Annotated in this window: 25 protein-coding genes; 17 read left to right on the forward strand and 8 right to left on the reverse strand. The window is 61.6% G+C overall.

Annotated features, from left to right (window positions below; all coding sequences use genetic code 11):
- The 17 genes from B3397_RS14850 to B3397_RS14930 all read left to right on the forward strand — a co-directional run bounded on the left by B3397_RS14850 (nt 1) and on the right by B3397_RS14930 (nt 16,028).
- A complete protein-coding gene (locus B3397_RS14850) occupies nt 1-798 on the forward strand; it encodes a ParA family protein (RefSeq protein WP_296251393.1) in 798 nt (265 codons plus the stop codon).
- A 9-nt stretch (nt 799-807) separates the two neighbouring features.
- Nucleotides 808-1,680 carry a ParB/RepB/Spo0J family partition protein gene (locus B3397_RS14855; RefSeq protein WP_296251396.1) on the forward strand — a complete coding sequence of 291 codons (873 nt, stop codon included), beginning with the start codon at nt 808-810 and terminating at the stop codon, nt 1,678-1,680.
- 148 nt (nt 1,681-1,828) lie between these two features.
- Nucleotides 1,829-2,236, forward strand: a complete 408-nt coding sequence (locus tag B3397_RS14860; RefSeq protein ID WP_296251397.1) for a F0F1 ATP synthase subunit I — start codon at nt 1,829-1,831, stop codon at nt 2,234-2,236.
- A 16-nt stretch (nt 2,237-2,252) separates the two neighbouring features.
- Nucleotides 2,253-3,122, forward strand: a complete 870-nt coding sequence (atpB, locus tag B3397_RS14865) for a F0F1 ATP synthase subunit A (RefSeq protein WP_296251398.1) — start codon at nt 2,253-2,255, stop codon at nt 3,120-3,122.
- Between the two features lie 133 nt (nt 3,123-3,255).
- Nucleotides 3,256-3,513 carry a F0F1 ATP synthase subunit C gene (gene atpE, locus B3397_RS14870; protein ID WP_002555987.1) on the forward strand — a complete coding sequence of 86 codons (258 nt, stop codon included), beginning with the start codon at nt 3,256-3,258 and terminating at the stop codon, nt 3,511-3,513.
- Between the two features lie 57 nt (nt 3,514-3,570).
- The gene (locus tag B3397_RS14875) at nt 3,571-4,041 is read left to right on the forward strand and encodes a F0F1 ATP synthase subunit B (protein WP_296251400.1); all 471 of its coding nucleotides are present in this window, start codon (nt 3,571-3,573) and stop codon (nt 4,039-4,041) included.
- Nucleotides 4,042-4,053: 12 nt separating this feature from the next.
- Nucleotides 4,054-4,590: a F0F1 ATP synthase subunit delta gene (locus B3397_RS14880; protein ID WP_296251402.1), complete on the forward strand. Its 537-nt coding sequence runs from the start codon at nt 4,054-4,056 to the stop codon at nt 4,588-4,590.
- 21 nt (nt 4,591-4,611) lie between these two features.
- The gene (atpA, locus tag B3397_RS14885) at nt 4,612-6,156 is read left to right on the forward strand and encodes a F0F1 ATP synthase subunit alpha (protein ID WP_296251405.1); all 1,545 of its coding nucleotides are present in this window, start codon (nt 4,612-4,614) and stop codon (nt 6,154-6,156) included.
- Nucleotides 6,157-6,206: 50 nt separating this feature from the next.
- Entirely contained in the window at nt 6,207-7,067 is an 861-nt protein-coding gene (atpG, locus tag B3397_RS14890; protein ID WP_296251407.1) for a F0F1 ATP synthase subunit gamma, read from the forward strand.
- Nucleotides 7,068-7,094: 27 nt separating this feature from the next.
- The gene (atpD, locus tag B3397_RS14895) at nt 7,095-8,471 is read left to right on the forward strand and encodes a F0F1 ATP synthase subunit beta (RefSeq protein ID WP_296251408.1); all 1,377 of its coding nucleotides are present in this window, start codon (nt 7,095-7,097) and stop codon (nt 8,469-8,471) included.
- A gap of 44 nt (nt 8,472-8,515) precedes the next feature.
- Nucleotides 8,516-8,941 (forward strand): F0F1 ATP synthase subunit epsilon, encoded by a 426-nt coding sequence (locus B3397_RS14900; protein ID WP_043192055.1) that lies wholly within the window; start codon nt 8,516-8,518, stop codon nt 8,939-8,941.
- Nucleotides 8,942-9,054: 113 nt separating this feature from the next.
- Nucleotides 9,055-10,422, forward strand: a complete 1,368-nt coding sequence (gene glmU / locus B3397_RS14905; RefSeq protein WP_296251411.1) for a bifunctional UDP-N-acetylglucosamine diphosphorylase/glucosamine-1-phosphate N-acetyltransferase GlmU — start codon at nt 9,055-9,057, stop codon at nt 10,420-10,422.
- A gap of 195 nt (nt 10,423-10,617) precedes the next feature.
- Nucleotides 10,618-11,385, forward strand: coding sequence for a DeoR/GlpR family DNA-binding transcription regulator (locus B3397_RS14910; RefSeq protein WP_296251413.1), 768 nt, complete (start codon nt 10,618-10,620; stop codon nt 11,383-11,385).
- Nucleotides 11,386-11,396: 11 nt separating this feature from the next.
- On the forward strand, nt 11,397-13,232 hold the full coding sequence (gene glmS / locus B3397_RS14915) for a glutamine--fructose-6-phosphate transaminase (isomerizing) (protein ID WP_296251417.1): 1,836 nt from the start codon (nt 11,397-11,399) through the stop codon (nt 13,230-13,232).
- A gap of 94 nt (nt 13,233-13,326) precedes the next feature.
- Nucleotides 13,327-13,929, forward strand: a complete 603-nt coding sequence (locus B3397_RS14920) for a TetR/AcrR family transcriptional regulator (protein WP_296251420.1) — start codon at nt 13,327-13,329, stop codon at nt 13,927-13,929.
- A 230-nt stretch (nt 13,930-14,159) separates the two neighbouring features.
- Entirely contained in the window at nt 14,160-14,843 is a 684-nt protein-coding gene (locus B3397_RS14925) for a type 1 glutamine amidotransferase domain-containing protein (RefSeq protein WP_296251422.1), read from the forward strand.
- 57 nt (nt 14,844-14,900) lie between these two features.
- The gene (locus B3397_RS14930) at nt 14,901-16,028 is read left to right on the forward strand and encodes an alkene reductase (protein ID WP_296251424.1); all 1,128 of its coding nucleotides are present in this window, start codon (nt 14,901-14,903) and stop codon (nt 16,026-16,028) included.
- Nucleotides 16,029-16,064: 36 nt separating this feature from the next.
- On the opposite strand, the gene B3397_RS14935 is transcribed toward B3397_RS14930, so the two are convergent.
- The 8 genes from B3397_RS14935 to B3397_RS14970 form a co-directional block, all read right to left on the reverse strand.
- Complete coding sequence (locus B3397_RS14935; protein ID WP_296251426.1) at nt 16,065-18,302, reverse strand: TonB-dependent receptor; 2,238 nt, start codon at nt 18,300-18,302, stop codon at nt 16,065-16,067.
- A gap of 152 nt (nt 18,303-18,454) precedes the next feature.
- A complete protein-coding gene (locus tag B3397_RS14940) occupies nt 18,455-19,456 on the reverse strand; it encodes a siderophore ABC transporter substrate-binding protein (RefSeq protein WP_296251427.1) in 1,002 nt (333 codons plus the stop codon).
- Nucleotides 19,453-20,235 (reverse strand): ABC transporter ATP-binding protein, encoded by a 783-nt coding sequence (locus B3397_RS14945; RefSeq protein ID WP_296251429.1) that lies wholly within the window; start codon nt 20,233-20,235, stop codon nt 19,453-19,455. The genes B3397_RS14940 and B3397_RS14945 overlap by 4 nt, the downstream gene beginning before the upstream one ends.
- Entirely contained in the window at nt 20,232-21,182 is a 951-nt protein-coding gene (locus tag B3397_RS14950) for an iron chelate uptake ABC transporter family permease subunit (RefSeq protein WP_296251431.1), read from the reverse strand. The genes B3397_RS14945 and B3397_RS14950 overlap by 4 nt, the downstream gene beginning before the upstream one ends.
- On the reverse strand, nt 21,179-22,123 hold the full coding sequence (locus B3397_RS14955; protein WP_296251432.1) for an ABC transporter permease: 945 nt from the start codon (nt 22,121-22,123) through the stop codon (nt 21,179-21,181). Before B3397_RS14955 ends, B3397_RS14950 begins: the two co-directional genes overlap by 4 nt.
- Nucleotides 22,120-23,889, reverse strand: a complete 1,770-nt coding sequence (locus B3397_RS14960) for an ABC transporter ATP-binding protein (protein WP_296251434.1) — start codon at nt 23,887-23,889, stop codon at nt 22,120-22,122. Before B3397_RS14960 ends, B3397_RS14955 begins: the two co-directional genes overlap by 4 nt.
- Nucleotides 23,883-25,685: an ABC transporter ATP-binding protein gene (locus tag B3397_RS14965; RefSeq protein WP_296251437.1), complete on the reverse strand. Its 1,803-nt coding sequence runs from the start codon at nt 25,683-25,685 to the stop codon at nt 23,883-23,885. The genes B3397_RS14960 and B3397_RS14965 overlap by 7 nt, the downstream gene beginning before the upstream one ends.
- Nucleotides 25,686-25,810: 125 nt before the next feature.
- Nucleotides 25,811-26,329, reverse strand: coding sequence for a sigma-70 family RNA polymerase sigma factor (locus tag B3397_RS14970; protein ID WP_296251438.1), 519 nt, complete (start codon nt 26,327-26,329; stop codon nt 25,811-25,813).
- Nucleotides 26,330-26,379 lie beyond the last annotated feature (50 nt).

Here is a 26,379-nt window from a genome sequence, read left to right on the forward strand (position 1 = left end):
ATGGCTAAGGTATTCGCGATAGCGAACCAGAAAGGTGGCGTGGGCAAGACCACCACCTGCATCAACCTCGCAGCATCGCTGGTCGCTACCAAGCGGCGCGTGCTGCTGATCGATCTCGATCCACAGGGCAACGCCACCATGGGTAGCGGTGTGGATAAGCATGCCCTGGAAAACTCCGTCTACGACCTGCTGATTGGTGAGTGTGATCTGGCGCAAGCCATGCACTTTTCCGAGCACGGCGGTTACCAGTTGCTGCCGGCCAACCGCGACCTCACGGCGGCCGAAGTGGTACTGCTGGAGATGCAGATGAAGGAAAGCCGCTTGCGCACGGCGCTGGCGCCCGTCCGCGAGAATTACGACTACATCCTGATCGACTGCCCGCCTTCGCTGTCGATGCTGACGCTCAACGCCCTGGTGGCGTCCGACGGTGTGATCATCCCCATGCAGTGCGAGTATTTCGCCCTGGAAGGGTTGAGCGACCTTGTGGATAACATCAAGCGTATCGCCGAACTGCTCAACCCGGATCTGAAAGTCGAGGGTCTGTTGCGGACCATGTACGACCCCCGCCTGAGCCTGATGAACGATGTCTCGGCGCAGCTCAAGGAACACTTCGGCGATCAGCTCTACGACACCGTGATCCCGCGCAACATCCGGCTGGCCGAAGCGCCAAGCTACGGGATGCCGGCGCTGGCCTACGACAAATCATCGCGTGGGGCCATTGCCTACCTGGCCTTGGCCGGTGAGATGGTTCGCCGCCAGCGCCGCCAATCCCGCGTCGCTGCCGCCCAGCCAACTTAAGGAATCCCCATGGCCGTCAAGAAACGTGGTCTCGGACGTGGACTGGATGCACTGCTCAGCGGTCCGACCGTCAGCGCGCTGGAAGAACAGGCCGTCCAGGTCGATCAAAGCGAATTGCAGCACCTGCCGCTGGACGTCATCCAGCGCGGCAAGTACCAGCCGCGTCGGGATATGGATCCGCAGGCGCTGGAAGAACTGGCGCATTCGATAAAGACCCAGGGCGTGATGCAGCCCATCGTGGTCCGCCCGATAGGCAGCGGACGCTACGAGATCATCGCCGGTGAGCGCCGCTGGCGTGCCGCACAGCAGGCCGGCCTGGAAACCATTCCGTCGATGGTGCGTGACGTGCCGGACGAAGCGGCCATCGCCATGGCCCTGATCGAGAACATCCAGCGCGAAGACCTCAACCCCGTGGAGGAGGCCATCGCGTTGCAGCGTCTGCAGCAGGAGTTCCAACTGACGCAACAACAGGTCGCCGATGCTGTGGGTAAGTCTCGCGTCACCGTGGCCAACCTGCTGCGTCTGATTTCCTTGCCCGAAGTGATCAAGACCATGCTGTCCCATGGCGATCTGGAAATGGGTCACGCTCGCGCCTTGCTCGGTTTGCCGGATGAGCAGCAGGTCGAGGGGGCGCGACACGTTGTCGCACGAGGCCTCACGGTACGCCAGACCGAAGCCCTGGTTCGCCAGTGGTTGAGTGGCAAACCCGAGCCTGTGGAAGCGGCAAAACCGGACCCCGACATCACTCGGCTCGAGCAGCGTCTGGCAGAGCGGCTAGGCTCTGCGGTGCAGATCCGGCATGGCCAGAAGGGAAAAGGCCAGTTGGTCATCCGCTATAACTCGCTGGACGAGTTGCAAGGCGTGCTCGCACACATTCGCTGAAACAATTGCTTGTGTAGCGCGCAGTCGGAAATCACTACCCGGCAGTTGAATAGGGGCGGAACCGCCCCTATACTCTGCGCGCATTTTGTCGGCACAAATTATGCCAAGTTATTGATTTTGGCAGGCCGGCCATTGAGGAGCAGTCACGATGGAAACCCGCACGCCAAACCGCTTGCCGTTCCATCAGTGGGCCGTTTTCCCGGTGTTGTTGGCGCAATGTGTCGTCGTTTTGCTGGCAGCTTTGGCGCTGTGGCAATGGCGCGGGGCAGTCAGTGGATATTCAGCCCTCTGCGGAGGACTGATCGCCTGGTTGCCCAATGTGTATTTCGCCTGGAAGGCTTTTCGGTTTACCGGAGCCCGGGCCGCTCAAGCCATCGTCCGGTCATTCTATGCCGGCGAGGCAGGCAAGCTGATTTTGACGGCAGTGCTGTTCGCACTGACGTTCGCAGGGGTGAAACCACTGGCGCCGTTGGCAGTATTCGGCGTCTTCGTACTGACTCAGTTGGTCAGCTGGTTCGCACCGCTGCTGATGAAAACAAGACTTTCGAGACCTTAGGGCGTTTGAGGCAACCATGGCAGAAACAACCGCTTCGGGCTATATCCAGCACCACTTGCAGAACTTGACCTTCGGTCAGCTACCAGACGGCGGTTGGGGCTTTGCCCATTCCGCTGCAGAAGCCAAAGAGATGGGGTTTTGGGCGTTCCACGTCGATACCCTCGGCTGGTCGGTTGCCCTGGGTCTGATCTTCGTCCTGATTTTCCGCATGGCGGCGAAAAAGGCGACTTCCGGCCAACCTGGCGCCCTGCAGAACTTCGTCGAAGTGCTGGTGGAGTTCGTCGACGGCAGCGTCCGTGACAGCTTCCACGGTCGCAGCGCCGTCATCGCGCCCCTGGCCCTGACCATTTTCGTCTGGGTGTTCCTGATGAACGCCATCGACCTGATCCCGGTGGACTGGATCCCTATGGCCGCAGTCTGGATTTCCGGTGACTCGCACATCCCGTTCCGCGCCGTGTCGACCACCGACCCGAACGCGACCCTGGGCATGGCGCTGTCGGTCTTCGCCCTGATCATCTTCTACAGCATCAAGGTCAAGGGCATCGGCGGCTTCATCGGCGAGCTGACCCTGCACCCGTTCGGCAGCAAGAACATCTTCGTTCAGATCCTGCTGATCCCGGTGAACTTCCTGCTCGAATTCGTCACCCTGATCGCCAAGCCGATCTCGCTGGCACTGCGTCTGTTCGGCAACATGTATGCCGGCGAACTGGTGTTCATCCTGATCGCGGTGATGTTCGGCAGCGGCCTGCTGTGGCTGAGCGGCCTGGGCGTCGTTCTGCAATGGGCGTGGGCTGTGTTCCACATCCTGATCATCACCTTGCAGGCATTCATCTTCATGATGCTGACCATCGTCTACCTGTCGATGGCGCACGAAGAGAACCATTAAGGCTCGCCTGGCGTGCCTGATGCCCCCCGCGCTTCGGCGCGAGGGAGGCCCACACGGGCCGAAACAACGATTTGTTGCACCGCTTTAAAACCTAAAACCAAGCAAAAGACGACGTAAAAAGTCGGGAGGAAAGATGGAAACTGTAGTTGGTCTAACCGCTATCGCTGTTGCTCTGCTGATCGGCCTGGGTGCTCTGGGTACCGCCATTGGTTTCGGCCTGCTGGGCGGCAAGTTCCTGGAAGGCGCTGCTCGCCAACCAGAAATGGTCCCGATGCTGCAAGTCAAAATGTTCATCGTCGCCGGTCTGCTCGACGCCGTGACCATGATCGGTGTTGGTATCGCTCTGTTCTTCACCTTCGCGAACCCCTTCGTTGGTCAACTCGCTGGCTGATCTCTCGAACCTTCGAGTGGATTGGTGTGATGGACAAAGAACGAGCGAGGTGTTGGCGTGAACATTAATGCAACCCTGATTGGCCAGACCGTTGCGTTCTTCATTTTTGTGCTGTTCTGCATGAAGTTCGTGTGGCCTCCGGTCATCGCGGCTTTGCACGAACGTCAGAAGAAGATCGCTGATGGTTTGGACGCTGCCAGCCGAGCAGCTCGCGACCTGGAGTTGGCCCAAGAGAAAGCGGGTCAGCAACTGCGCGAAGCGAAAGCTCAGGCAGCCGAAATCATTGAGCAGGCGAAGAAACGCGGTAACCAGATCGTCGAAGAGGCCGTTGAAAAGGCCCGTATCGACGCTGAACGCGTTAAGTTGCAGGCTCAGGCCGAGATCGAGCAGGAACTGAACGGCGTCAAAGACGCGCTGCGTGCCCAACTGGGTGTGCTGGCCGTAGGCGGTGCCGAGAAGATCCTGGGTGCCACAATCGATCAAAACGCGCACGCGGAGCTGGTTAACAAACTGGCTGCTGAAATCTAAGCGAGGGCGATCATGGCAGAACTGACCACGTTGGCCCGACCTTACGCTAAGGCGGCCTTCGAGCACGCTCAGGCCCACCAGCAGCTGGCCAATTGGTCAGCCATGCTCGGCCTGGCTGCAGCGGTGTCGCAAGACGACACCATGCAGAGCCTGCTCAAGGCCCCGCGACTGACGAGCGCAGACAAGGCCGCCACGTTTATCGACGTGTGCGGCGACAAGTTCGATGCCAAGGCACAGAATTTCATTCACGTCGTTGCCGAAAACGACCGTCTCCTGCTTCTGCCGGAGATAGCCGCCCAGTTCGACCTGTACAAGGCCGAGCAGGAGAAATCGGTAGATGTGGAAGTCACCAGTGCTTTCGCGTTGAACCAAGAACAGCAAGACAAACTCGCCAAGGTTCTCAGTGCACGACTCGACCGGGAAGTGCGCCTGCAAGTTGCGGAGGATGCCAGCCTGATAGGTGGCGTCGTGATCCGCGCCGGCGACCTGGTTATCGATGGCTCGATTCGCGGAAAACTCGCGAAACTTGCCGAAGCATTGAAATCTTGAGTTTGAAGGGGCAGCAGAGCAATGCAGCAACTCAATCCTTCCGAAATAAGTGAAATCATCAAGGGTCGCATCGACAAGCTCGACGTGACCTCCCAAGCCCGTAACGAAGGCACCGTCGTCAGCGTTTCCGACGGTATCGTACGGATCCACGGTCTGGCCGACGTCATGTACGGCGAAATGATCGAGTTTCCTGGCGGCGTCTTCGGCATGGCGCTCAACCTGGAGCAAGACTCCGTAGGTGCCGTGGTACTGGGCGCCTACACCAGTCTGGCTGAAGGCATGAGCGCCAAGTGCACCGGCCGCATCCTGGAAGTTCCGGTTGGTAAGGAACTGCTGGGTCGCGTTGTCGACGCACTGGGCAACCCTGTCGATGGCAAGGGTCCACTGGGCAACACCGAGACCGACGCGGTCGAGAAAGTGGCTCCAGGCGTGATCTGGCGTAAGTCGGTAGACCAGCCTGTACAGACTGGCTACAAGGCTGTCGATGCCATGATCCCTGTCGGCCGTGGCCAGCGCGAGCTGATCATCGGCGACCGTCAGATCGGTAAAACCGCTCTGGCGATCGACGCGATCATCAACCAGAAGAACTCCGGTATCTTCTGCGTCTACGTGGCTGTTGGTCAGAAGCAATCGACCATCGCCAACGTGGTGCGCAAGCTGGAAGAAAACGGCGCCCTGGCCAACACCATCATCGTGGCGGCCAGTGCTTCGGAATCTCCTGCGCTGCAATTCCTGGCACCTTATGCCGGTTGCACCATGGGCGAATTCTTCCGCGACCGCGGTGAAGACGCGCTGATCGTCTACGACGATCTGTCCAAGCAAGCAGTGGCCTACCGCCAGATTTCCCTGCTGCTGCGTCGTCCACCAGGCCGTGAAGCCTACCCAGGTGACGTGTTCTATCTCCACTCCCGCTTGCTGGAGCGTGCGTCGCGCGTTTCCGAAGAGTACGTCGAGAAGTTCACCAACGGTGCAGTGACTGGCAAGACCGGTTCCCTGACCGCGCTGCCGATCATCGAAACCCAGGCTGGCGACGTTTCCGCGTTCGTTCCGACCAACGTGATTTCCATCACCGACGGTCAGATCTTCCTGGAATCGGCCATGTTCAACTCGGGCATCCGCCCTGCAGTGAACGCCGGTGTTTCGGTATCCCGTGTAGGTGGTGCCGCTCAGACCAAGATCATCAAGAAGCTGTCCGGTGGCATCCGTACCGCTCTGGCTCAGTACCGTGAACTGGCGGCATTCGCCCAGTTCGCTTCTGACCTGGACGAAGCCACCCGCAAGCAACTCGAGCACGGTCAGCGCGTTACCGAGCTGATGAAGCAGAAGCAGTATGCGCCGATGTCCATCGCCGACATGGCTCTGTCTCTGTACGCAGCCGAGCGTGGCTTCCTGACCGACGTCGAAATCGCCAAGGTTGGTAGCTTCGAGCAGGCACTGATTGCTTACTTCAACCGCGATCACGCCGATTTGATGGCGAAGATCAACGTGAAGGGTGACTTCAATGACGAAATCGACGCTGGCCTCAAAGCCGGTATCGAGAAGTTCAAGGCCACCCAAACCTGGTAAGCCGCAGCGGGGGCCGCAAGGTCCCCGCTTGCTAACCTGATAGGTGTTACATGGCAGGCGCAAAAGAGATTCGCAGTAAGATTGCGAGCATCAAAAGCACGCAAAAAATTACCAGCGCCATGGAAAAAGTGGCGGTCAGCAAAATGCGCAAGGCTCAAATGCGCATGGCAGCCAGCCGTCCCTACGCGGAGCGTATCCGCCAGGTGATTGGGCATTTGGCCAACGCCAACCCGGAATACCGCCACCCATTCATGATCGAGCGCGAAGTCAAACGCGCCGGCTATGTCGTGGTGAGCAGTGACCGTGGTCTGTGCGGCGGCTTGAATACCAACCTGTTCAAGGCTCTGGTCAAGGATATGGCAGCTAACCGTGAGCGCGGTGTCGAGATCGACCTGTGCGTGGTAGGCAGCAAGGGTGCGGCGTTTTTCCGCAACTTCGGCGGCAACGTCGTGGCCGCGATCAGCCATCTGGGCGAAGAGCCATCGATCAATGATCTGATCGGCAGCGTCAAGGTGATGCTGGACGCGTACCTGGAAGGTCGTATCGACCGCCTGTCCGTGGTGTCCAACAAGTTCATCAACACCATGACGCAACAACCAACGGTGGAGCAGTTGATCCCGTTGGAGGCAACCCCGGATCAAGAACTCAAGCACCACTGGGATTACCTGTACGAACCCGACGCCAAAGAGCTGCTGGACGGCCTGATGGTGCGCTACGTGGAGTCGCAGGTGTATCAGGCGGTGGTCGAGAACAACGCTGCTGAACAAGCGGCGCGGATGATCGCGATGAAGAATGCAACCGACAACGCCGGTGACCTGATCAGCGATTTGCAGCTGATCTACAACAAGGCGCGTCAGGCTGCGATCACCCAAGAGATCTCGGAAATCGTCGGCGGCGCTGCCGCGGTTTAACGGTTCAAATATTCAGAGGATCCAGCTATGAGTAGCGGACGTATCGTTCAAATCATCGGCGCCGTTATCGACGTGGAATTTCCACGCGACAGCGTACCGAGCATCTACAACGCGCTGAAGGTACAAGGCGCAGAAACCACCCTCGAAGTTCAGCAGCAGCTGGGCGACGGCGTGGTTCGTACCATTGCCATGGGTTCCACCGAAGGCCTGAAACGCGGCCTGAACGTGATCGACAGCGGCGCAGCCATCTCCGTACCGGTCGGTAAAGCGACCCTGGGCCGGATCATGGACGTGCTGGGCAACCCGATCGACGAAGCCGGTCCGATCGACACCGAAGAGCGCTGGGGTATCCACCGCGCCGCTCCTTCCTTCGCGGAACAAGCAGGCGGCAACGACCTGCTGGAAACCGGCATCAAGGTTATCGACCTGGTCTGCCCGTTCGCCAAGGGCGGTAAAGTCGGTCTGTTCGGTGGTGCCGGTGTCGGCAAGACCGTAAACATGATGGAGCTGATCCGTAACATCGCCATCGAGCACAGCGGTTATTCCGTGTTCGCCGGTGTGGGTGAGCGTACTCGTGAGGGTAACGACTTCTACCACGAGATGAAGGACTCCAACGTTCTGGACAAGGTAGCCCTTGTCTACGGTCAGATGAACGAGCCGCCGGGCAACCGTCTGCGCGTAGCCCTGACCGGTCTGACCATGGCCGAGAAGTTCCGTGACGAAGGTAACGACGTTCTGCTGTTCGTCGACAACATCTATCGTTACACCCTGGCCGGTACCGAAGTATCCGCACTGCTGGGCCGTATGCCTTCGGCAGTAGGTTACCAGCCGACCCTGGCTGAAGAGATGGGCGTTCTGCAGGAACGTATCACTTCGACCAAGGAAGGTTCGATCACCTCGATCCAAGCGGTATACGTACCTGCGGACGACTTGACCGACCCGTCGCCAGCCACCACCTTCGCCCACTTGGACGCCACCGTGGTTCTGTCCCGTGACATCGCTTCCCTGGGTATCTACCCGGCGGTCGATCCACTGGACTCCACTTCGCGCCAGCTGGACCCGAACGTGATCGGCCAGGAGCACTACGACACCGCTCGCGGCGTTCAGTACGTGCTGCAGCGCTACAAAGAGCTGAAGGACATTATTGCGATCCTGGGTATGGACGAGCTGTCGGAAACCGACAAGCAGTTGGTATCCCGCGCTCGTAAGATCCAGCGCTTCCTGTCGCAGCCGTTCTTCGTGGCTGAAGTCTTCACCGGTGCCTCGGGTAAATACGTTTCCCTGAAAGACACCATCGCAGGCTTCAAAGGCATCCTCAACGGTGACTACGACCACCTGCCAGAACAAGCGTTCTACATGGTCGGCGGCATCGAAGAAGCGATCGAGAAAGCCAAGAAACTGTAATCCCGGCGCCCGGCAACGGGCGCTAATCAGGTTGAGGCAAGCAGATGGCTATGACAGTCCATTGCGATATCGTCAGCGCGGAAGGAGAAATCTTTTCCGGTCTGGTCGAGATGGTGATTGCGCACGGTAACCTGGGTGATATCGGTATCGCTCCAGGCCACGCGCCGCTGATCACCGATCTCAAGCCAGGTCCGATCCGCCTGATCAAGCAGGGTGGCGAAGCCGAGGTGTTCTACATCTCTGGTGGTTTCCTCGAGGTTCAGCCCAACATGGTCAAGGTTCTTGCCGACACCGTGCAACGCGCTGCCGACCTGGATGAGGCCTCTGCTCAGGAAGCCGTGAAGGCTGCCGAGAAGGCCCTGAACGAAAAAGGCGCAGACTTCGATTACGGGTCCGCTGCCGCACGTCTGGCCGAGGCTGCAGCTCAGCTGCGCACCGTTCAGCAGATCCGCAAGAAGTTCGGCGGCTAGTCCGCCAGCTTTCTCGCGATTGAGTAAAAGGGTAGCCTCGGCTACCCTTTTTCTTTTTCCGCGATTCATTCTTTCGGTCACGTCGCTGACCGCCCAGGATTGGTAGCCAGTCAATGTCTCTCGATATCGTTATTCTTGCCGCCGGCCAAGGCACGCGCATGCGCTCGGCACTGCCAAAAGTTCTGCACCCGGTGGCCGGCAATTCCATGCTGGGTCATGTTATCCACAGCGCTCGCCAACTCAACCCACAGGGTATTCACGTGGTGATCGGCCACGGTGCCGATGTGGTACGTGAGCGCCTGGCGGCGGACGACCTGAGCTTCGTGCTGCAGGACAAGCAGCTGGGGACCGGTCACGCCGTGGCCCAGGCCGTCCCGAACCTGAGCGCCGAGAACGTGCTGATCCTGTACGGTGACGTGCCGCTGATCGAAGTCGCTACCGTGCAGCGTTTGTTAGAGAAGGTCAGCGCGGATCAGCTCGGCCTGTTGACCGTCAACCTGCCAGACCCGACGGGCTACGGGCGTATCGTGCGAAATACCGACGGTCAGGTCCAGGCCATCGTCGAACACAAGGATGCCACCGAGGCGCAGCGAGCGATCCAGGAGGGCAATACAGGCATTCTCGCAGTACCGGGCAAACGCCTGGCCGACTGGCTGGGGCGGCTGTCGAACAACAACGCCCAGGGCGAGTATTACCTGACCGACGTGATTGCCATGGCGGTGAGCGATGGCCTGGTGGTGGCCACCGAGACGGCTCAGGATCCGATGGAAGTGCAGGGCGCCAACGACCGCCGCCAACTGTCGGAGCTGGAGCGTCACTATCAGCTGCGCGAAGGTCGGCGCCTGATGGCCCAGGGTGTCACCCTGCGCGACCCGGCGCGCTTCGATGTTCGAGGTGAAGTCACTGTGGGCCGTGACGTACTGATCGATGTCAACGTAATCCTGGAAGGGCGCGTGGTGATCGAAGACGACGTGGTCATCGGACCGAACTGCTACATCAAGGACAGCACCCTGGGCAAAGGTGTGGTGGTCAAGGCCAACAGCCACCTGGATGGCGCCGTGCTGCACGAGGGCAGCGACGCTGGCCCGTTCGCTCGACTGCGCCCAGGCACGGTGCTGGAAGCGCGCGCCCATGTGGGTAACTTTGTCGAGCTCAAGAATGCCCGTATGGGCGAGGGCGCCAAGGCCGGTCACCTCACCTATCTGGGGGATGCGGACATCGGCGCCAGCAGTAACATCGGCGCCGGTACCATCACCTGCAACTACGATGGCGCGAACAAGTGGAAAACCACCATCGGTGAAGACGTGTTCATCGGTTCGAACAACTCCCTGGTGGCACCTGTGGATATCTTGGCAGGTTCTAATACCGCGGCAGGGTCAACCATTACGCAGGAAGTGCCGGCAGGCCAACTCGCCGTCGCCCGGGCGCGCCAGCGCAATATCGAAGGCTGGTCACGGCCGGTGAAGATCAAGAAGCCGTAACTTATCCACAGCCGTGTCGTTGTACTGACTGATCAATCGCGGGCAGAACCCGCTCCCACCGTGAGGCTGCCAATCGTGTGGGAGCGGGCTCTGCCCGCGAAGGCCATCGAAACCACAGCCCAAATCCCCTTGACGCACCTTTCAGTTTAGGTTTCCATTGCCTTCGTTATCTTTCGAATCGAAACTTAGGCCGTCATGTCGAAACGTAATACACCCCAGCGTCGTCACAGCATTCTTGCCTTGCTCCATGAGCAGGGCGAAGTGACTGTGGATAACCTGGCCAGGCATTTCGCTACTTCCGAAGTCACCATTCGCAAGGATCTGGCGGCCCTCGAAAGCCATGGCCTGCTGTTACGTCGCTACGGCGGCGCGGTGACCATGCCCCAGGAACTGATCGGCGAGCCCAGTCAGCCGGTCTCCGCGTACAAGCAGGCCATCGCGCGCGCTGCGGTCACGCGGATCAAGGAGCACGCGCGGATCATCATCGACAGTGGCAGCACCACCGCTGCCATGATCCCGGAACTCGGCAAGCAGCCTGGCCTGGTGGTGATGACCAATTCCCTGCACGTGGCCAACGCCCTGGGCGCACTGGAGCACGAGCCGGTGCTGTTGATGACCGGCGGCACCTGGGACCCGCATTCCGAATCCTTTCAGGGGCAGGTCGCCGAACAGGTGCTGCGCTCCTACGACTTCGACCAGCTGTTCATCGGTGCCGACGGCATCGACCTTGCGCGCGGCACCACCACGTTCAATGAGTTGCTGGGCCTGAGCCGGGTCATGGCCGAGGTGGCCCGGGAGGTCATCGTCATGGTCGAGTCCGACAAGGTCGGCCGCCGCATCCCCAATCTGGAGCTGCCGTGGAGCAGCTTCAACACCCTCATCACCGATGATCGCCTGCCCCTCGAGGCACGCGAACAGATTCAGGCACACGGGATCGATCTCGTGCTCGCCACTATCAGCTAGGAGAACCGATCATGTGTGGAATCGTCGGCGCCATCGCAGAGCGCAACATCACCGCCATTCTCGTCGAAGGCTTGAAGCGCCTGGAATATCGCGGTTATGACAGCGCCGGCGTGGCCGTGCTCACCGCTGATGGCAGCATTCAGCGCTGCCGTCGCGTGGGTAAGGTCAGCGAACTGGAGCCAGCCCTGGCGGCCGATCCGCTGGTGGGCAAGCTGGGCATTGCCCACACCCGCTGGGCCACCCACGGCGCGCCGACCGAACACAATGCGCATCCGCATTTTTCCAGCGATGAAGTGGCAGTGGTGCACAACGGCATCATCGAAAACCACGAGCCGCTGCGCGAGCGCCTCAAGGAACTGGGCTATGTGTTCACCTCGCAGACCGACACTGAGGTCATCGCCCATCTGCTGCACCACACCCTCAAGAGCGTACCGGACATCGCCGACGCGCTGAAGGCGACCGTCCAGCAACTGCACGGCGCCTACGGCCTGGCGGCCATCAGCGTGCAGCAACCGGATCGCCTGGTCGCAGCCCGCAGCGGCAGCCCGCTGGTGATCGGTCTGGGCCTGGGCGAGAACTTCCTCGCTTCCGACCAGTTGGCGCTGCGTCAGGTCACCGACCGTTTCATGTACCTGGAAGAAGGCGACATAGCCGAAATCCGTCGCGACAACGTGCAGATCTGGGACGCCAGCGGCGCCCCCGTGCAGCGCGAAACCGTGCAATACCATGAGGGTGCCGAGGCGGCCGACAAGGGCGAATATCGTCACTTCATGATGAAAGAGATCCACGAGCAACCCAAGGTGGTGCAGCGCACCCTGGAAGGGCGCCTGGGCCAGAACCAGGTGCTGGTGCAAGCCTTCGGCCCGCAGGCGGCCGAATTGTTCGGCAAGGTGCGCAATGTTCAGATCGTCGCCTGCGGCACCAGCTATCACGCCGGCATGGTTGCCCGTTACTGGCTCGAAGGCCTGGCCGGCATTCCTTGCCAGGTCGAAGTGGCCAGCGAGTTCCGCTATCGCAAGGTGGTCGTGCAGCCCGACACATTGTTCGTCTCGATTTCCCAGTCCGGCGAAACCGCCGATACCCTGGCCGCACTGCGCAACGCCAAGCAACTTGGCTTCCTGGGAAGCCTGGCGATCTGCAACGTGGGCATCAGCTCGCTGGTGCGCGAATCGGACCTGACCCTGCTGACCCAGGCCGGCCCAGAGATCGGCGTAGCCTCCACCAAAGCCTTCACCACCCAGTTGGTCGCCCTGATGCTGCTGACCCTGTCGCTGGGTCAGGTACGCGGCACGCTGGCACAAGGTGTGGAAGCCGAACTGGTGGAAGAATTGCGTCGCCTGCCCACCCGCCTGGGCGAGGCGTTGGCCATGGACACCACCATCGAGAAAATCGCCGAGCTGTTCGCCGAGAAGCACCACACCCTGTTCCTGGGCCGTGGCGCACAATTCCCGGTGGCCATGGAAGGCGCTCTCAAGCTCAAGGAAATCTCCTACATCCACGCCGAAGCCTACCCGGCAGGCGAACTCAAGCACGGCCCGCTGGCGCTTGTGGATAAAGATATGCCGGTGGTCACCGTGGCACCGAACAACGAGCTGCTGGAAAAGCTCAAATCGAACCTGCAGGAAGTCCGCGCCCGTGGCGGTGAGCTGGTGGTGTTCGCCGACGCCCGGGCCAACCTGAGCAACGGCCCTGGCACCCACGTGGTGGCGATGCCGCACATCATCGATGCCCTGGCACCGATTCTGTACACCATTCCTTTGCAACTGCTTTCGTACTACGTGGCAGTGCTCAAGGGGACGGATGTGGATCAGCCGCGCAATCTGGCGAAGTCGGTGACGGTGGAGTAGGGGGGTGGGGACAGGCTTCGTGGTGCCCTACCGCGCAGCCTGTCACCCACACCACTAATAGACCGATCGACTAGCACCCGCTACCATACCCCCCATGACCACTCCCAAAACACGCGAATCCTCCGACGTCCGCCAAGGCATCCTTGATGTAGGCCAACGCATCATGGCTGCCAAAGGCTATTCCGCCGTGGGCTTGAATGAGATCCTGGCCACCGCGGGGGTACCGAAAGGGTCCTTCTACCACTACTTTGGTTCCAAGAACGCGTTCGGCGAAGCGATGCTGGAAAGCTATTTCGTGGCGTATCTGGCTGAACTCGACCACGTGCTGGCGTTGCCCGGCCTCACCATGGCGCAGCGGCTGATGAAGTATTGGGCCATCTGGCAAGACACCCAGTCCTTCGAAGACTGCCAGGGCAAATGCCTGGCCGTGAAGCTGGGGGTGGAGGTGGCGGATCTGTCGGAGACCATGCGTGCGGTGCTCAAGCGCGGCACCTCTGGCGTCATCGATCGGTTGGCTTACGCCATCGAAGGTGGGGTTGCGGACGGGTCGCTCACGATTGCCGGCGAGCCGTATGCGGTGGCGCAGAGCCTGTATCAGCTGTGGGTCGGTGCGAGCGTGTTGGTCAAGATCAGCAAGAGTGTCCAGCCGTTCGAAACTGCCATGTTTACCACCCGCCAGATTCTCAGCCTGCGATAAGCCCTCAGCAGCGCTGCTGCCGTTTGGCTCCTTCCCGGTGTTTATCCCACGTACAACCCTGAAGCTAGAATGTCGAAAAAATCCTAGACGACTGGTCTAATTGGGGCTAAGGTAACTCCATCGGCGCTCGGGAGCCTGGCTGGGCAGCCTGTTCACCAGTCAATTCGCTCGCGGCCTAGACGACCGGTCTAATCAGAATCTCATTTCAACTGTGCAAAGGAAGAATCTCGATGAAAGTTCTCATGGTACTGACCTCACACGACACCCTTGGCGACACCGGCCGCAAGACCGGTTTCTGGCTGGAAGAACTGGCGGCGCCTTACTACGCGTTCCTGGATGCCAAGGCCGAGATCGTCCTGGCATCGCCCAACGGTGGCCAGCCGCCGCTGGACCCTAAAAGCAACGAGCCGGACTTTCAGACCGATCTGACTCGCCGCTTCGAAACCGATGCGGTGGCCACCGCACTGCTTGCCAACACCGTACGGCTGGACAGCGTCTCGGCCGCCGACTTCGATGCTGTGTTCTATCCCGGTGGCCACGGCCCGCTCTGGGATCTGGCGCAGGATCGGCATTCGATCCAGTTGATCGAGGCGTTCCTGGCGGCGGGCAAGCCGACGGCACTGGTCTGCCACGCCCCGGGTGTGCTGCGCGACGTGAAGAAAGCAGATGGCACGCCTCTGGTACAAGGCAAGAAGGTCACTGGCTTCACCAACAGTGAAGAAGAAGCCGTGGGCCTGACCGATGTCGTGCCGTTTCTGGTCGAAGACATGCTCAAGGGCAATGGCGGCCTGTACTCCAAAGGCGCGGACTGGTCTTCCTACGTGGTGACTGACGGCCTGCTGATCACCGGCCAGAACCCTGGTTCGTCCAGCGAGACCGCGAAGGTCCTGATCGATCAGCTGAACGAAGCCTGATGATGCGCCCGGCGGCTCCGGCCGCCGGATACCCTGAAGTACCCAAGGAATCACCCCATGGAACACCGTTCATTGTTCGAGCCTGTCTCGCTGGGCTCCATCGTCCTGAAAAATCGCATCGTCATGCCGCCGCTCACGCGCCAGCGTGCCGCGCAACCGGACGATATACCCACCGCCCTCATGGCGACCTATTACCAGCAACGCGCCAGCGCCGGGTTGATCATCAGCGAGGGCACGCAGATCGAACCCAGAGGCCAGGGTTATGCCTGGACCCCAGGGATCTACAGCCAGGCGCAACTTGACGGCTGGCGCACGGTGACTGATGCAGTGCACGCGGAGGGTGGAGTGATCTTTGCCCAGCTGTGGCACGTTGGTCGCGTTTCCCACACCGCTTTGCAACCAGATAACGCGGCACCGGTGGCGCCTTCGGCGATCCAGGCCAGCAAGGTCAAAGCCTTCATCGAAACCGCACCGGGCAGCGGCACCCTGGTTGAACCCTCCACCCCGCGGGAACTGAGCGTTGCCGAAATCAAGGCGCTGGTAGAGCTGTACGCCCAGGCGGCACGCAATGCCCTGAGCGCCGGCTTCGACGGCATCGAGATCCACTCGGCCAACGGCTATCTGGTCAACCAGTTCATTTCTGCGCACGCCAACCAGCGCACCGATGAATACGGCGGCTCGCTGCACAACCGGCTGCGTTTCTTGCGCGAGATCGTGCAGGCGGTCTGCGCGGTGGTAGGGCCTGACCGCGTGGGCGTGCGGTTCTCGCCGCTGTTCAGCAGCACCGATGAAGATCGGGTGTACATCGGCTTCGTCGAAGACGATCCGCATCAGACCTACATCGAAGCCATCAAGGTGCTGGAGGAGGCGGGGGTGGCCTATCTGTCGATCGCTGAAGCCGACTGGGCCAATGCGCCGGAGCTGCCTGAAGCGTTTCGCCGTGAGGTGCGCAGCACTTTCAGCGGCCGCATTCTGTATGCCGGGCTGTACGACGCCGCCCGGGCGACGCGGTTGCTGGAGGCTGGTCTGGCCGATCTGGTGGCGTTCGGTCGTCCCTTCGTGGCCAACCCGGATCTACCGGAGCGGATCGCCAATGGCTGGCCGCTCAATGCCCTGAACGCCACCGCGCTGTATGGCGGTGGCGAGCAAGGTTTCACGGACTACCCGCGGTATCGCACGTCCTGATCGAAGCGGGCCACTAACGTTTCGGCCGATCGCGACTCAGAAATCGATGGTAGCCGACAGTTCATAGGTACGCGGCGCGCCAAGGCCCAGGCTCGAGGTCAACGGCAGGCCCCAGTAGTCCTTGTCGGTCAGGTTGCTGATATTGGCGCGCAGCGTCACCGGACGGCTGGCGACGCGGGTGGTGTAGCGGGCACCGGCGTCGAAGATCGTATAGCCGGGGATCGACAGGCTGTTGTCGGCATTGATGTACTGCTTGGACACGGAGGAAGCGTTGGCGGTCAGCGTCAGCCCGTTGACCACGGGGGTGTCCCATTCCACGCCCAGCTTGCCTTGCAGCTTGGGATAGCCGGTGGCGGTCTTGCCGTCGTTGACGCCGCCGGCGCTCTTGGTGACTTCAGGATCGACGTAGGCCACACCGCCCATCAGGCGCACATCCAGCATGGGCGAGCCGAAGAAGCCCCATTCCACACCGCGATTGCGCTGCTCGCCGCCGAAGGAGTAGATGTTGGTGGCAGGGTCCGTGTAACTGCCCGGACGCTTGATCTCGAACACTGCCAGGGTGTGGGTGAAGGTGCCCAGGTCGAGCTTGAGCCCGACTTCCTTCTGCTTGGACTTGTAGGGTGCGAACACGTCCCCCGCGTTAGCCGCGGTGGCAGGTGCTGTGGCGCCTTTGCTCAGGCCCTCGATGTAGTTGGCGTACAGCGACAGGTTGTCGGTGAGCTTGAACAGGATAGCGCCGGCCGGGGACGTCGCGTGGGTGTCGTAGTTGGGTCTGTTGCGGGCGCCGGTCACGACGCTGAAGGTGTCGGTGACCACTTCCTGGCGACGCACGCCCAGGGTCAGTTGCACGCGGTCGTCGAACACGGACAGGGTGTCGGCGATACCGTAGCTCTTCAGGTCGTTTTCGGTATGCACGATGAGCGGCCAGGACTCCGGCGCCTTGGGTCCCCAGACCGGGCGGTAGATGTTGGTGATCCAGTTCGCGCCAGGTACGGAGCGCCGGCCCCAGTCCTTTTCCTTGTCGCTGTACTGGGTGGCGTTCACCGACCACTGGTGGTTGATGCCGAAGGTATCGAAGTGACCGCGCAGCCCGACCTCTGCCGAAGTTTTCTCGATCTCGAATTTCAGCTGGCCCATGGTGGTGTTGAAGTCGCCCGCTTCGTTGATGATCTGCGACGAAATTGCACCGTTGTATTTGTAGTTCGTCTTGCTGGTGCCGACCGCGCCGTAGGCCATCACGTAATCGTTCAGGTCGTATTCGCCCCGCAGGATCACGCCCTTGTCTTCGGTTTCAACGTAGGCCCAGTCGGGGTTGAGCAAGGTGTCCGACTTGGGTGGCTTGGGTATGCCAACACCGGGGGCCAGTCCCAGGCCGCGGTTCTGGCCGTTGACCCGGTCGTCGCTGCTGAACAGATCGACCGAGAGACGGGCGCGCTCGCCGCGCCAGTCCAGGGCCAGTGAGGACAGCACGTTACGGCTGGATTGATCCTCGGTGGCGGTATCGCCGTCGCGGTAAACACCGTTGAACCGCACGCCGAACTGATTGCCTTCACCGAAACGTCGGCCGATGTCCAGATGGCCGCCGAACTGGGCGTCTGACTCATAAGTACCGGTCAGCCGCGTCAGCGGCGTGTCACCCGCGCGCTTGGGAATGAGGTTGACGATGCCCCCCACCGAACCGCCCGGCGGCATGCCGTTGAGCAGGGCCGACGGACCCTTGAGGACCTCGATGCGCTCATACATTTCCGGCGATGCCCGGTAGAACGGTGCCATGCCGTATAAGCCATCGACGGTCATGTCGCTGACACTGGTGGCAAAGCCTCGGATCGAATAGTTCTCGCTGTAGGTGCCCTTGATGCCGTTGTTGAACACCGAGGGATCGGTGGCCGCGATGACGTCGGTGATGTCCTTGGCCTGCAGGTCCTGGATGTATTTTTCGGTGTAGCTGACGGTGCTGAACGGCGTCTCCATGATGTCTTTGTTGCCCAGCAGACCGACCCGGCCGCCGGTCGCCACCTGGCCACCGGCGTATTCGGGGGGCAGGTTTGCGGTGGCGTCCCGGGTGCCTTCGATGCTGGTCTCGGACAGCACCAGGGTGTCTTTGTCCGAGCGGTTGGTTTCGACCGGCTCCGGGGACTCGGCCAGCGCGGTCATCGAGACGCTGCCGAGGCTGAACAGCAAGGCCATGTGGACGGCGGTGCAGGTGCGGTTCAAGGCAAATGTTGGCCGCTTCGTGCCTGGGCTCACGTGCCGCGAGTGACTGCGTTCCGACATGCTGGATTCCTTTCGATTCGGGAGAGTAGTGGGGGTTTACTAGGGTTCCGAATCAGCAACGAAAATCCTCAATGAAAATCATTAGCATTTGATACAAATGCCACTACGGGAGTGGCATCCTCTCCCGCGCTGGCCGGCTCTACTGCTCTGGCTCAGCCGTTGTAGCCCCGCACGACCTCATCGGCCATGCGCTCCAGGCAGGTGACACTGGCGGTACACAGGTACCAAGTTGACGCATCGACGAAGATCACCCGTCCTTGCGTCCAGGCTTTGGTCTTGCGCAGCAGCGGGTTGTCCAGGCTGTCGAGGTTCAGTGCCGGACGGCGCTCCATCACGGCGGTTCGGTCGATGACATAGAGGATGTCCGGGTCTGCCTGCTGGATGAATTCGTTGGAAATCGGCTGGCCGTGCAGTCCGGCTTCGATGTCGGTGCTGGCGGGCTTCACCCCCAGCGTGTCGAAGATGAAACCGTAACGTGATTTCACCCCGTACGAGGTGAACGCGCCGTTGTTATGCAGAACGATCAGCGCTTTCTCGGGGCGCCCTTGGGTGACCTTGCGCGTCTGCTCGACCTTGGCGTCGATCTGCGCGACTTTTTCCTGGGCCAGCTGTTGCTTGTCGAGGATTCGGCCGAGCAGGGTCAGGTGTTCCTTTGCCGTTTCGATGACGTTGCCGTGCTGGTTGCCGAGGTCGATATCGTCATACACGGTGGGCGCGATCTGGCTGAGCTCGGCATAGCTCTGCGCCTGCAATGGCGAAATCAGGATCAGGTCCGGCTTGAGCCCGTGCAGGCGCTCCAGGTTGGGCTGGATGGTAGTGCCGACATCGGCCACGCTGGGGTCGTCGCGGTAGCGGGTCAGGAAATCGGCGACGTAATCCTTGGCAATCCCCACCACCGGGGCGCCCAATTGATCGAGGGTGTCCAGTTCGCTCATATCGAACGCGACTACACGCTCCGGCAGCTTTTCGATCAGTGTTTTGCCCAGGGGGTGGACAACCTCTATCGGCGCGTAAGCGGCAGGCGCCGTAGCGGCAGTCTCGGCGGTTGGCGACGGCTTGGCCGTGCCTGCCGGTTGGTCACAGCCCTGCAGCGTAGCGGTGAGGGTCAGTGCCAGCACCGCGGCGGCGATGGGGTTCAGGTTTGCAGCGCTCATGTCGGTTCCCTTGCTGTGGATGGCTTGAAGTAGTTACAGACGAATCCCTGTTCGCTGCGCAGAATCTCGAAATCCAGATCGAACAGATCGCGCAGGCCGTGCTCGCTGACTACCTGCGCCACCGGGCCCTGGCTGTGCACCGCACCCGTTTTCATGGCCACGATGTGGTCCGAATAGTTGGCGGCGAAGTTGATATCGTGAACCACCAGAATCACGGTCCGGCCCTGTTCGTCGCACAGACGACGCAGGGCGCCCATGATCATCACCGCGTGTTTCATGTCCAGATTGTTGAGGGGTTCATCGAGCAGCAGGTAGTTCGTCCGCTGGGCAATGGTCATGGCCAGGAATGCCAGCTGACGCTGTCCGCCGCTGAGTTCGTCGATATACGACAGGCGCAGCGCCTGCAGGGACAGGAACGCGATGGCCTCGTCGATGGCCTGGCGGTCTTCGCGGGTCAAGATGCCCCGGCTGTAGGGGAAGCGCCCGAATGCCACCAGTTCTTCGACGGTGAGGCGCAGCGTGAATGTCTGGGTCTGGCGCAGGGTCGCGACCTGCTGGGCGTAGTCGCGCACAGCAATGCCGGCAATGGGGCGTCCGTCCAGGGTCAACTCGCCGTGCGTGGCGGTCTGCAAGCGGGCGATCAGCATCAGCAGGGTGGTCTTGCCGGCACCGTTGGGGCCGATCAGTGAAGTCACCTGACCCGACGGAAATTGCACGCTGACATCGTTGAGCACCTGCTTGCTGCCATAGGATTTGTAGACGTGGCTCAGAGAGATCATGGGCTGCCTCGGGTCCGAATCATCAGCGTGAGGAAATACACGCCGCAGACCAGGTTGATGAGAATGCTGACGGACGTGTTGTAGTTGAACAGCTGCTCGACCAGGTACTGGGCGACGATGAACACGGCAATCGCCACGGCGCAGGCCGTCGGCAGCGTGGCCCGATGACGGTGGGTGCGTGCCAGGGCGTAGCCGATGTTGGCGACGAATACACCCATGAACGCCGTGGGGCCGACCAGGCTGGTGGAGACGGCTACCAGGATCGCAATCAACGCCAGTTGCAGGCGCACGCTGCGCGGGTAATCCACTCCCAGGGAGATGGCCTGGTCGCGGCCCAGCGATAGCACGTCGAGTACGGGCAAGGTGCGCTGGATGATCAGGCAGGCGCCGGCCACCAGCAGCCCTGAATAGACCACCTGAGGCAGCTGCGCCTTGTTGAACGAGGCGTAATTGAACCCTTGCAGGATGGAGAACTCACCGGGGCTGATCTTCAGTTGAATGAATTGGGTGAAGGTCGCTATCACCATGCTCAGTACCAGGCCGAGCAACAGCAGCAGGTAAACATTGTTGCGGCCATCGCGGAACAGCCAGCGGTGAATCAGCCAGGAATAGCCAAGCATCAGCAGGATCGACAGCACCACATTGCCATTGCGCCCCAGCAACACCAGGCTGTGGGTGCCCAGACCAAGGATCAGCAAGGCCTGGAACAACAGGTAGATGGACTCGTAACCCATGATGGCTGGCGTCAGGATGCGGTTGCCGGCAATGGTCTGAAAGATCACCGAGGTGTAGGCGATGCAGACGCCGGCGATGACCATCGCCGCCAGGCGGATCAGGCGTCTGGGGATCACATAGGAGAAGTCCAGGCCCGAACCCAGCAGCAGGAAGCCCAGCGCCAGCATCAGCACCAGCAGCCACAGACCGTGGCGAATCGTCCAGCGGCTCATGTGTAGCGCCTGATCAGGACTATCAGGAACACCACCCCGCCGATACTCCCAGCGGTCAGCCCGATCGGGACTTCGAACGGGTAGATCAGCAGGCGCCCGAGGATATCGCAGGCCAGCAGCAGCGACGCCCCGTACAGCGCCACGATAGGTAAGGTGCGTTGCAGGTTCTCCCCGTAGTACAGCGCCACCAGGTTGGGTACCACCAGCCCCACGAATGGAATCGCGCCTACCGTGATCACGGTAACGGACACACACACCGCCACCAGCATCAGGCCCAGTGCGGCATTGGCCGCGTAGTTCAAGCCCAGGCTGTTCGCCATGCCTTCACCCATGCCCAGCACCGTGAAGCGCTGAGCGAACAGGTAGGTGAGCAGCACGATCGGCAGAATCAGGTAGATGATTTCGTAGTTGCCCTGCACGATCCTGGAGAAATCGCCGAGCATCCAGCCCTGCATGCTTTGCAGGAAGTTGTGGCGATAGGCATAAAACTCGGCGATGGCGCTGAGCACGCTGCCGTACATCAAGCCCACCACCGGCACCAGCACCACACTCTTGAACTGGATACGCCGGATGATCGCCACGTAGACCAGGCTGGCGCCGAAGCAGAAGGCCAGGGCGAACAACATCCTGCCCACCGGGCCTGTGGCGGGGGCGGCGGTGAGGGAGACCAGAATGCCCAGCTTGGCCGCATCCAGGCCACCACAGGTGGCGGGCTCGACGAAGCGGTTGCGCACGATCTGCTGCAATATCACGCCGCACATCGCCAGGCCCACACCGGTCAGGACCAATGCCGCCAGACGCGGCAACCGACTGGCGGTGAGCGTAAGCCAGGCATCCTCGGAAAAGCCCAGCAGGTCACTCCACGCCACCTCCTTGACGCCGATCATCAGCGACAAGCAACACAGCACGGCGAACAGCAGCCCCAGCGTCGAATGTCTCAAGCACTGGCCTCATGGGCATCGGCGTGTGCGATTCGCCAACCCTTGGCGGCCTGGCGCTGGGCGAGGAAATGAGCATACAGGCCCTGCTGCTGGCGCAATTGCGCCGGCGCGCCCTGCTCGCTGATCCGGCCGTGGTCCAGCACCACGATCTGGTCGGCCATCGCCACTGTCGATAGCTGGTGCGCGATCACGATCAAGGTGCATTTGCCCCGCAAGCGCGCCAGGGCTTCGGCAATCGCCGCCTGGTTCTCGGTGTCGAGTGCAGCGGTGGCTTCGTCGATCAGCAGTATCGGCGCGTCCTTGATCAGCGCACGGGCAATGGCGATGCGCTGGCGTTCGCCACCGGACAACCGCACGCCGCCTTCGCCCACCTGGGTGTCGAGCCCTTGCGGCAGGCGCCCGAGAATCTCCAGCACGCCTGCCTGGCGCACCGCGTCGAGAATCTCGGCGGGGCTGGCATCGGCCTTGCCCACGCGGATGTTGTCGGCGATGGAGCCCTGAAACAGGTAGGCATCCTGAAAGATCTGGCTGATCTGCGCCGCAAGTTGGCCACTGGACATCTGCCGCACATCCACCCCGCCGATCAGGACACTGCCCTGACTGACGTCGAAAAAGCGCGCGATCAGACGCACCAGGGTGGTCTTGCCCGAGCCCGAGGCGCCTACCAGAGCGGTCATGCTGCCCGGCGCGATCTGCAGGTCGATGTCATGCAGGACTTCAGGTTGATCGTCGCTGTAGCCAAAGCTGACCTTGCGCAGTTCAACGCCGCTGTGGGCGGGTGTTTGCGGGCTCGACGCCTGCGCCAACGGCTCGACGGCAAACAGTTCTGCGACGACTGCCAGCTGACCCCGTGCAGCGCGCAGCACTTCGCTGTAGCTGGCGACCTCCAGCAACGGATCGATGAAACGACTGACCAGCAGCAGCGCCGACATCAACGCCACCACCGAGGAGGTGGGAAGATCGCCGCCTGCCATGTTGCCCATCCACACCGTGGCGGCTATCAACAGTGCAGCGAAGCTCGCCTGCACAGCCCAGGTGTTGCAGACCACCGACATGGCTGACACATGGATCAGGCGTCCGGCCGACTGCTGCTGGCGGGTAATGGCCTGCTCCAGAAACTGGCTGCCGCCGTGCTCGCCGTTGAACGCGCGCAGCACGGATTGGGCCTGGGCGAACTCCACCATTCGCCGGCTGGTCTGGGCGGTGTGCGTGTGCAAACGGGCGTCGGCGTTGTGTCCCAGGCGCGCGGTTACGCCGAACACCAGCAGCAGCATCGGTAGGCTCAGCAGGGCGATCGAGGCCATCTGCACATTCACGGCGAACAGTGCCGCGATCACCGCGAAGGGGGTGATCACGCTGGTGATCAAAGGCGTCAGGACGTGGGCCGGGAGTTGCGCCAGGGCCATCATGCCCTGGGTAGTGACATGGCTCAAACGGGCAGTGTTGTCCGGATTGAACCAGCCTACCGGCAACAGGGCGATATGCTCGCCCAGGCGATGGCGGCCGGCCTGCAGCACACCGATGCCCACACGCACACCGGCCTTCTCGACGGCTCGACGCAGCGCCCAACACAGCAGCACGCCGGTCAGCAGTACCGCCAGCCAGCGCGTGGCGCCGCCCAGGTCGCTGCGCAGGAGGTGGCTCAGCACGGGTATCAGACTGACGATCGTCAGCCCGCTGAGCAGGCCATATACCACCGTCATGCCCAGGTAACGATGGAGCGCCGGGGCATCATCGCCGAGCAGGTGAATGAATGTCTTCAGCATGACGATCGCAGCGCCTCCTGGTCTTGTGGGTAGCCGCCCATTCGCCACAGACGGGCGTAACGACCGTCCTGCGCCAGGAGCTGGGAATGGGTGCCTCGTTCCTCGATGCGGCCGTGGTCGATCAGGAGGATCTGGTCGGCGTGCATCACCGTATCCAGGCGGTGGGCGATGACCAGCAACGTCCGACCCTGAGCGAAGCGCGACAGGGCCTGCTGAATGTCCACTTCGTTTTGAGCGTCGGCGGCGGCAGTGGCTTCATCCAGCACCAGCACCGGCGGGTCGAGCAATACGGCACGGGCGATACTGACGCGTTGCAACTCGCCGCCGGACAGCTGCGCGTCTTCACCCACCACCGCGTCGTAACCGCGGGGCAGGGCCAGAATCCGCTGATGAATGTTGGCGATGCGCGCAGCCTGCTCGATGTCCTCCTGGCTGGCTGTCGGACGACCCAATGCAATGTTGTCGCGCAGGCTGGCATGGATCAGGCGCACCTCCTGCAATACGAAGCCTATGTGTCGGTACAACTGGGTACTGTCGAGCTGGCGCAGGTCGACGCCGCCCAGCGTGATGCGTCCGGCATCCGGATCGAAGAAGCGCAACAACAGCCGCGCCAGCGTCGACTTGCCCGCACCGGACGGGCCGACGATGGCCGTGACGGTGCCAGGGCGCAGGGTCAGGTTGATGTCCTCCAGCGCCGGGGCGTTGCCGTCATAGCTGTAGCTCAGATTGTGCACCTGCAGCTCGGGGTTCTGCGGCAGCGTCGCGAGCGGGCCCGGCAGCGTCTCCAGGACCGGCGTGCGCAGCAGCGTCTGCACGCGCTGGGCGGCGACGGTGGCGGTTTGCAGGTCGTGGGTGATGTAGCTCAGCAGCAGCAACGGGGCGCACAGGCCGGGTGCCACCAGCGCGAAAGGCAGGATGTCCACGGCATCGATCCAGCCCAGGCTGGTGAACAAGGTGCCAAACGCCAGCACCAGGCCCAGCACGGTAGCAGGCGTGATCAATGCGTGGGCGTTGGCCATCGCACTGACCAGCGGGCGAGTGAAGTTGCGGAAGGCCGTGGCGAACTCGTCCACTGCCGCGCGATAACTGCTGTGAGCCTGCCCCTCGCGGCCGAAGGATTTGACCACGGCGATGCCGTTGACGAACTCGACGACCGAATGATTGATTCGCGCCATGCCAGCGCCGAACGCCGCCATGTTGGCACTGCTCGCCCGGGTAGCCCTGGCGACGAACAGGAAGAACAGCGGGAAGGGCAGCAGCGAGACAATCGCCATGCGCCAGTCCATGGCGAACAGATAGACCACGGCAAACAGCACGACGCCGATCGAGCGCCCCAGCGTGGTGTAGAAATGGGCCGTGAGGCTGTGCAGGGTATCGACGTCGTCTTGCATGGCCTGCTTGACCTCGCCCGACGCTCGGCCGGTGAACCAGCCCAGTGGCACCTTGGCAAGGCGGTGGGTAATGGCCAGGCGCAGGTGGTGGGTGATTTGATTGTCGAGCAGATGGGCGAGCATCTCTCCCAGAGAAACCAGTGTCATGCCCAGGAACAGCGCCACCAGGCTGAGTGCAACCACGGGCCACATCTGTGTGTGAATGGCCAGGGTGGCGCCGGCTTGCGAATCGCCGAGGGTGAGGTCGGCGAGGTAAGCGATGCCCGCCAGGGGCAGCATGGTCAGCAGGCTGCCGATGGCCGCCAGTGCGCCGGCGACCATCAGCCGCCCGCGGATGGGCCTCAGCACATGGGAAATCGCACCGCTGGGGGTGGGGGGCACTTCACTGGATGGCTCGACGCTCATTGAATCTCCTGGATAACACCTGCCAACGCCAGGGTGAGGCCCTGATGCCTTGGCCGGCTGGCGCAGCGCACGGCGCTTACCGTGTATTTCGAACAGCTCGGCAAAATCCTCAATGTTGGTTTCGATCAGGCCGCAGGGTCGGTCGCGAAAGGCGTGCAGGCCCGTAGGCCAGAGGCGATGTATTTTTCCACCGACGACACCGAACACTGCATCTGTGCAGCAATCTCGCGTTGGCCCATGCCACTGAGCCGATGCAGCAGCAGTGCCTGGCGCGCCTTGGCCGATTGGGCGTCCATGGCGGCGCTGAGCTGGGTCAGGGTTTGCAATGCCATGGCACGGGTTTCCTCGCAGGGGCCCAGTGGCACCTCTTGCTGGCGCAGACGTTCCAGGTGGTTGGCTTCCAGTCGGCGCCGACGGTAGAGGTCGATGAGCATCCCCTTGGCGATTTGCGTCAGGTAACAACGGCAGTCGTCGGGCGCTGGCATGCGGCCTTTCTTGATCAGGTTCAGGTAGATGTCATGGGCCAGATCCGCCGCATCTGACGGGTTGCCCAACTTGCGCCGCAACAGGCTGCTCAGCCAGCTGTGATGATCGATGTACAGCCGCTCGAGTTGCTTAGCGAGCGCGAACGTTCCGTTGTCCACGATGCCTTTCTCCCCATGCCATTGCGGCGTGGTTTTTGACGAATGCGAAT

This window comes from Pseudomonas sp. UBA4194, assembly GCF_002379585.1.
Lineage (GTDB): Bacteria > Pseudomonadota > Gammaproteobacteria > Pseudomonadales > Pseudomonadaceae > Aquipseudomonas.

Bases quoted from the DNA above. Each gene is read 5' to 3' on its own strand.
- B3397_RS14850 (WP_296251393.1), top strand. From the start codon at position 1: ATGGCTAAGGTATTCGCGATAGCGAACCAGAAAGGTGGCGTGGGCAAG.
- B3397_RS14855 (WP_296251396.1), top strand. From the start codon at position 808: ATGGCCGTCAAGAAACGTGGTCTCGGACGTGGACTGGATGCACTGCTC.
- B3397_RS14860 (WP_296251397.1), top strand. From the start codon at position 1,829: ATGGAAACCCGCACGCCAAACCGCTTGCCGTTCCATCAGTGGGCCGTT.
- atpB (WP_296251398.1), top strand. From the start codon at position 2,253: ATGGCAGAAACAACCGCTTCGGGCTATATCCAGCACCACTTGCAGAAC.
- atpE (WP_002555987.1), top strand. From the start codon at position 3,256: ATGGAAACTGTAGTTGGTCTAACCGCTATCGCTGTTGCTCTGCTGATC.
- B3397_RS14880 (WP_296251402.1), top strand. From the start codon at position 4,054: ATGGCAGAACTGACCACGTTGGCCCGACCTTACGCTAAGGCGGCCTTC.
- atpA (WP_296251405.1), top strand. From the start codon at position 4,612: ATGCAGCAACTCAATCCTTCCGAAATAAGTGAAATCATCAAGGGTCGC.
- atpG (WP_296251407.1), top strand. From the start codon at position 6,207: ATGGCAGGCGCAAAAGAGATTCGCAGTAAGATTGCGAGCATCAAAAGC.
- atpD (WP_296251408.1), top strand. From the start codon at position 7,095: ATGAGTAGCGGACGTATCGTTCAAATCATCGGCGCCGTTATCGACGTG.
- B3397_RS14900 (WP_043192055.1), top strand. From the start codon at position 8,516: ATGGCTATGACAGTCCATTGCGATATCGTCAGCGCGGAAGGAGAAATC.
- glmU (WP_296251411.1), top strand. From the start codon at position 9,055: ATGTCTCTCGATATCGTTATTCTTGCCGCCGGCCAAGGCACGCGCATG.
- B3397_RS14910 (WP_296251413.1), top strand. From the start codon at position 10,618: ATGTCGAAACGTAATACACCCCAGCGTCGTCACAGCATTCTTGCCTTG.
- glmS (WP_296251417.1), top strand. From the start codon at position 11,397: ATGTGTGGAATCGTCGGCGCCATCGCAGAGCGCAACATCACCGCCATT.
- B3397_RS14920 (WP_296251420.1), top strand. From the start codon at position 13,327: ATGACCACTCCCAAAACACGCGAATCCTCCGACGTCCGCCAAGGCATC.
- B3397_RS14925 (WP_296251422.1), top strand. From the start codon at position 14,160: ATGAAAGTTCTCATGGTACTGACCTCACACGACACCCTTGGCGACACC.
- B3397_RS14930 (WP_296251424.1), top strand. From the start codon at position 14,901: ATGGAACACCGTTCATTGTTCGAGCCTGTCTCGCTGGGCTCCATCGTC.
- B3397_RS14935 (WP_296251426.1), bottom strand. From the start codon at position 18,302: ATGTCGGAACGCAGTCACTCGCGGCACGTGAGCCCAGGCACGAAGCGG.
- B3397_RS14940 (WP_296251427.1), bottom strand. From the start codon at position 19,456: ATGAGCGCTGCAAACCTGAACCCCATCGCCGCCGCGGTGCTGGCACTG.
- B3397_RS14945 (WP_296251429.1), bottom strand. From the start codon at position 20,235: ATGATCTCTCTGAGCCACGTCTACAAATCCTATGGCAGCAAGCAGGTG.
- B3397_RS14950 (WP_296251431.1), bottom strand. From the start codon at position 21,182: ATGAGCCGCTGGACGATTCGCCACGGTCTGTGGCTGCTGGTGCTGATG.
- B3397_RS14960 (WP_296251434.1), bottom strand. From the start codon at position 23,889: ATGCTGAAGACATTCATTCACCTGCTCGGCGATGATGCCCCGGCGCTC.
- B3397_RS14965 (WP_296251437.1), bottom strand. From the start codon at position 25,685: ATGAGCGTCGAGCCATCCAGTGAAGTGCCCCCCACCCCCAGCGGTGCG.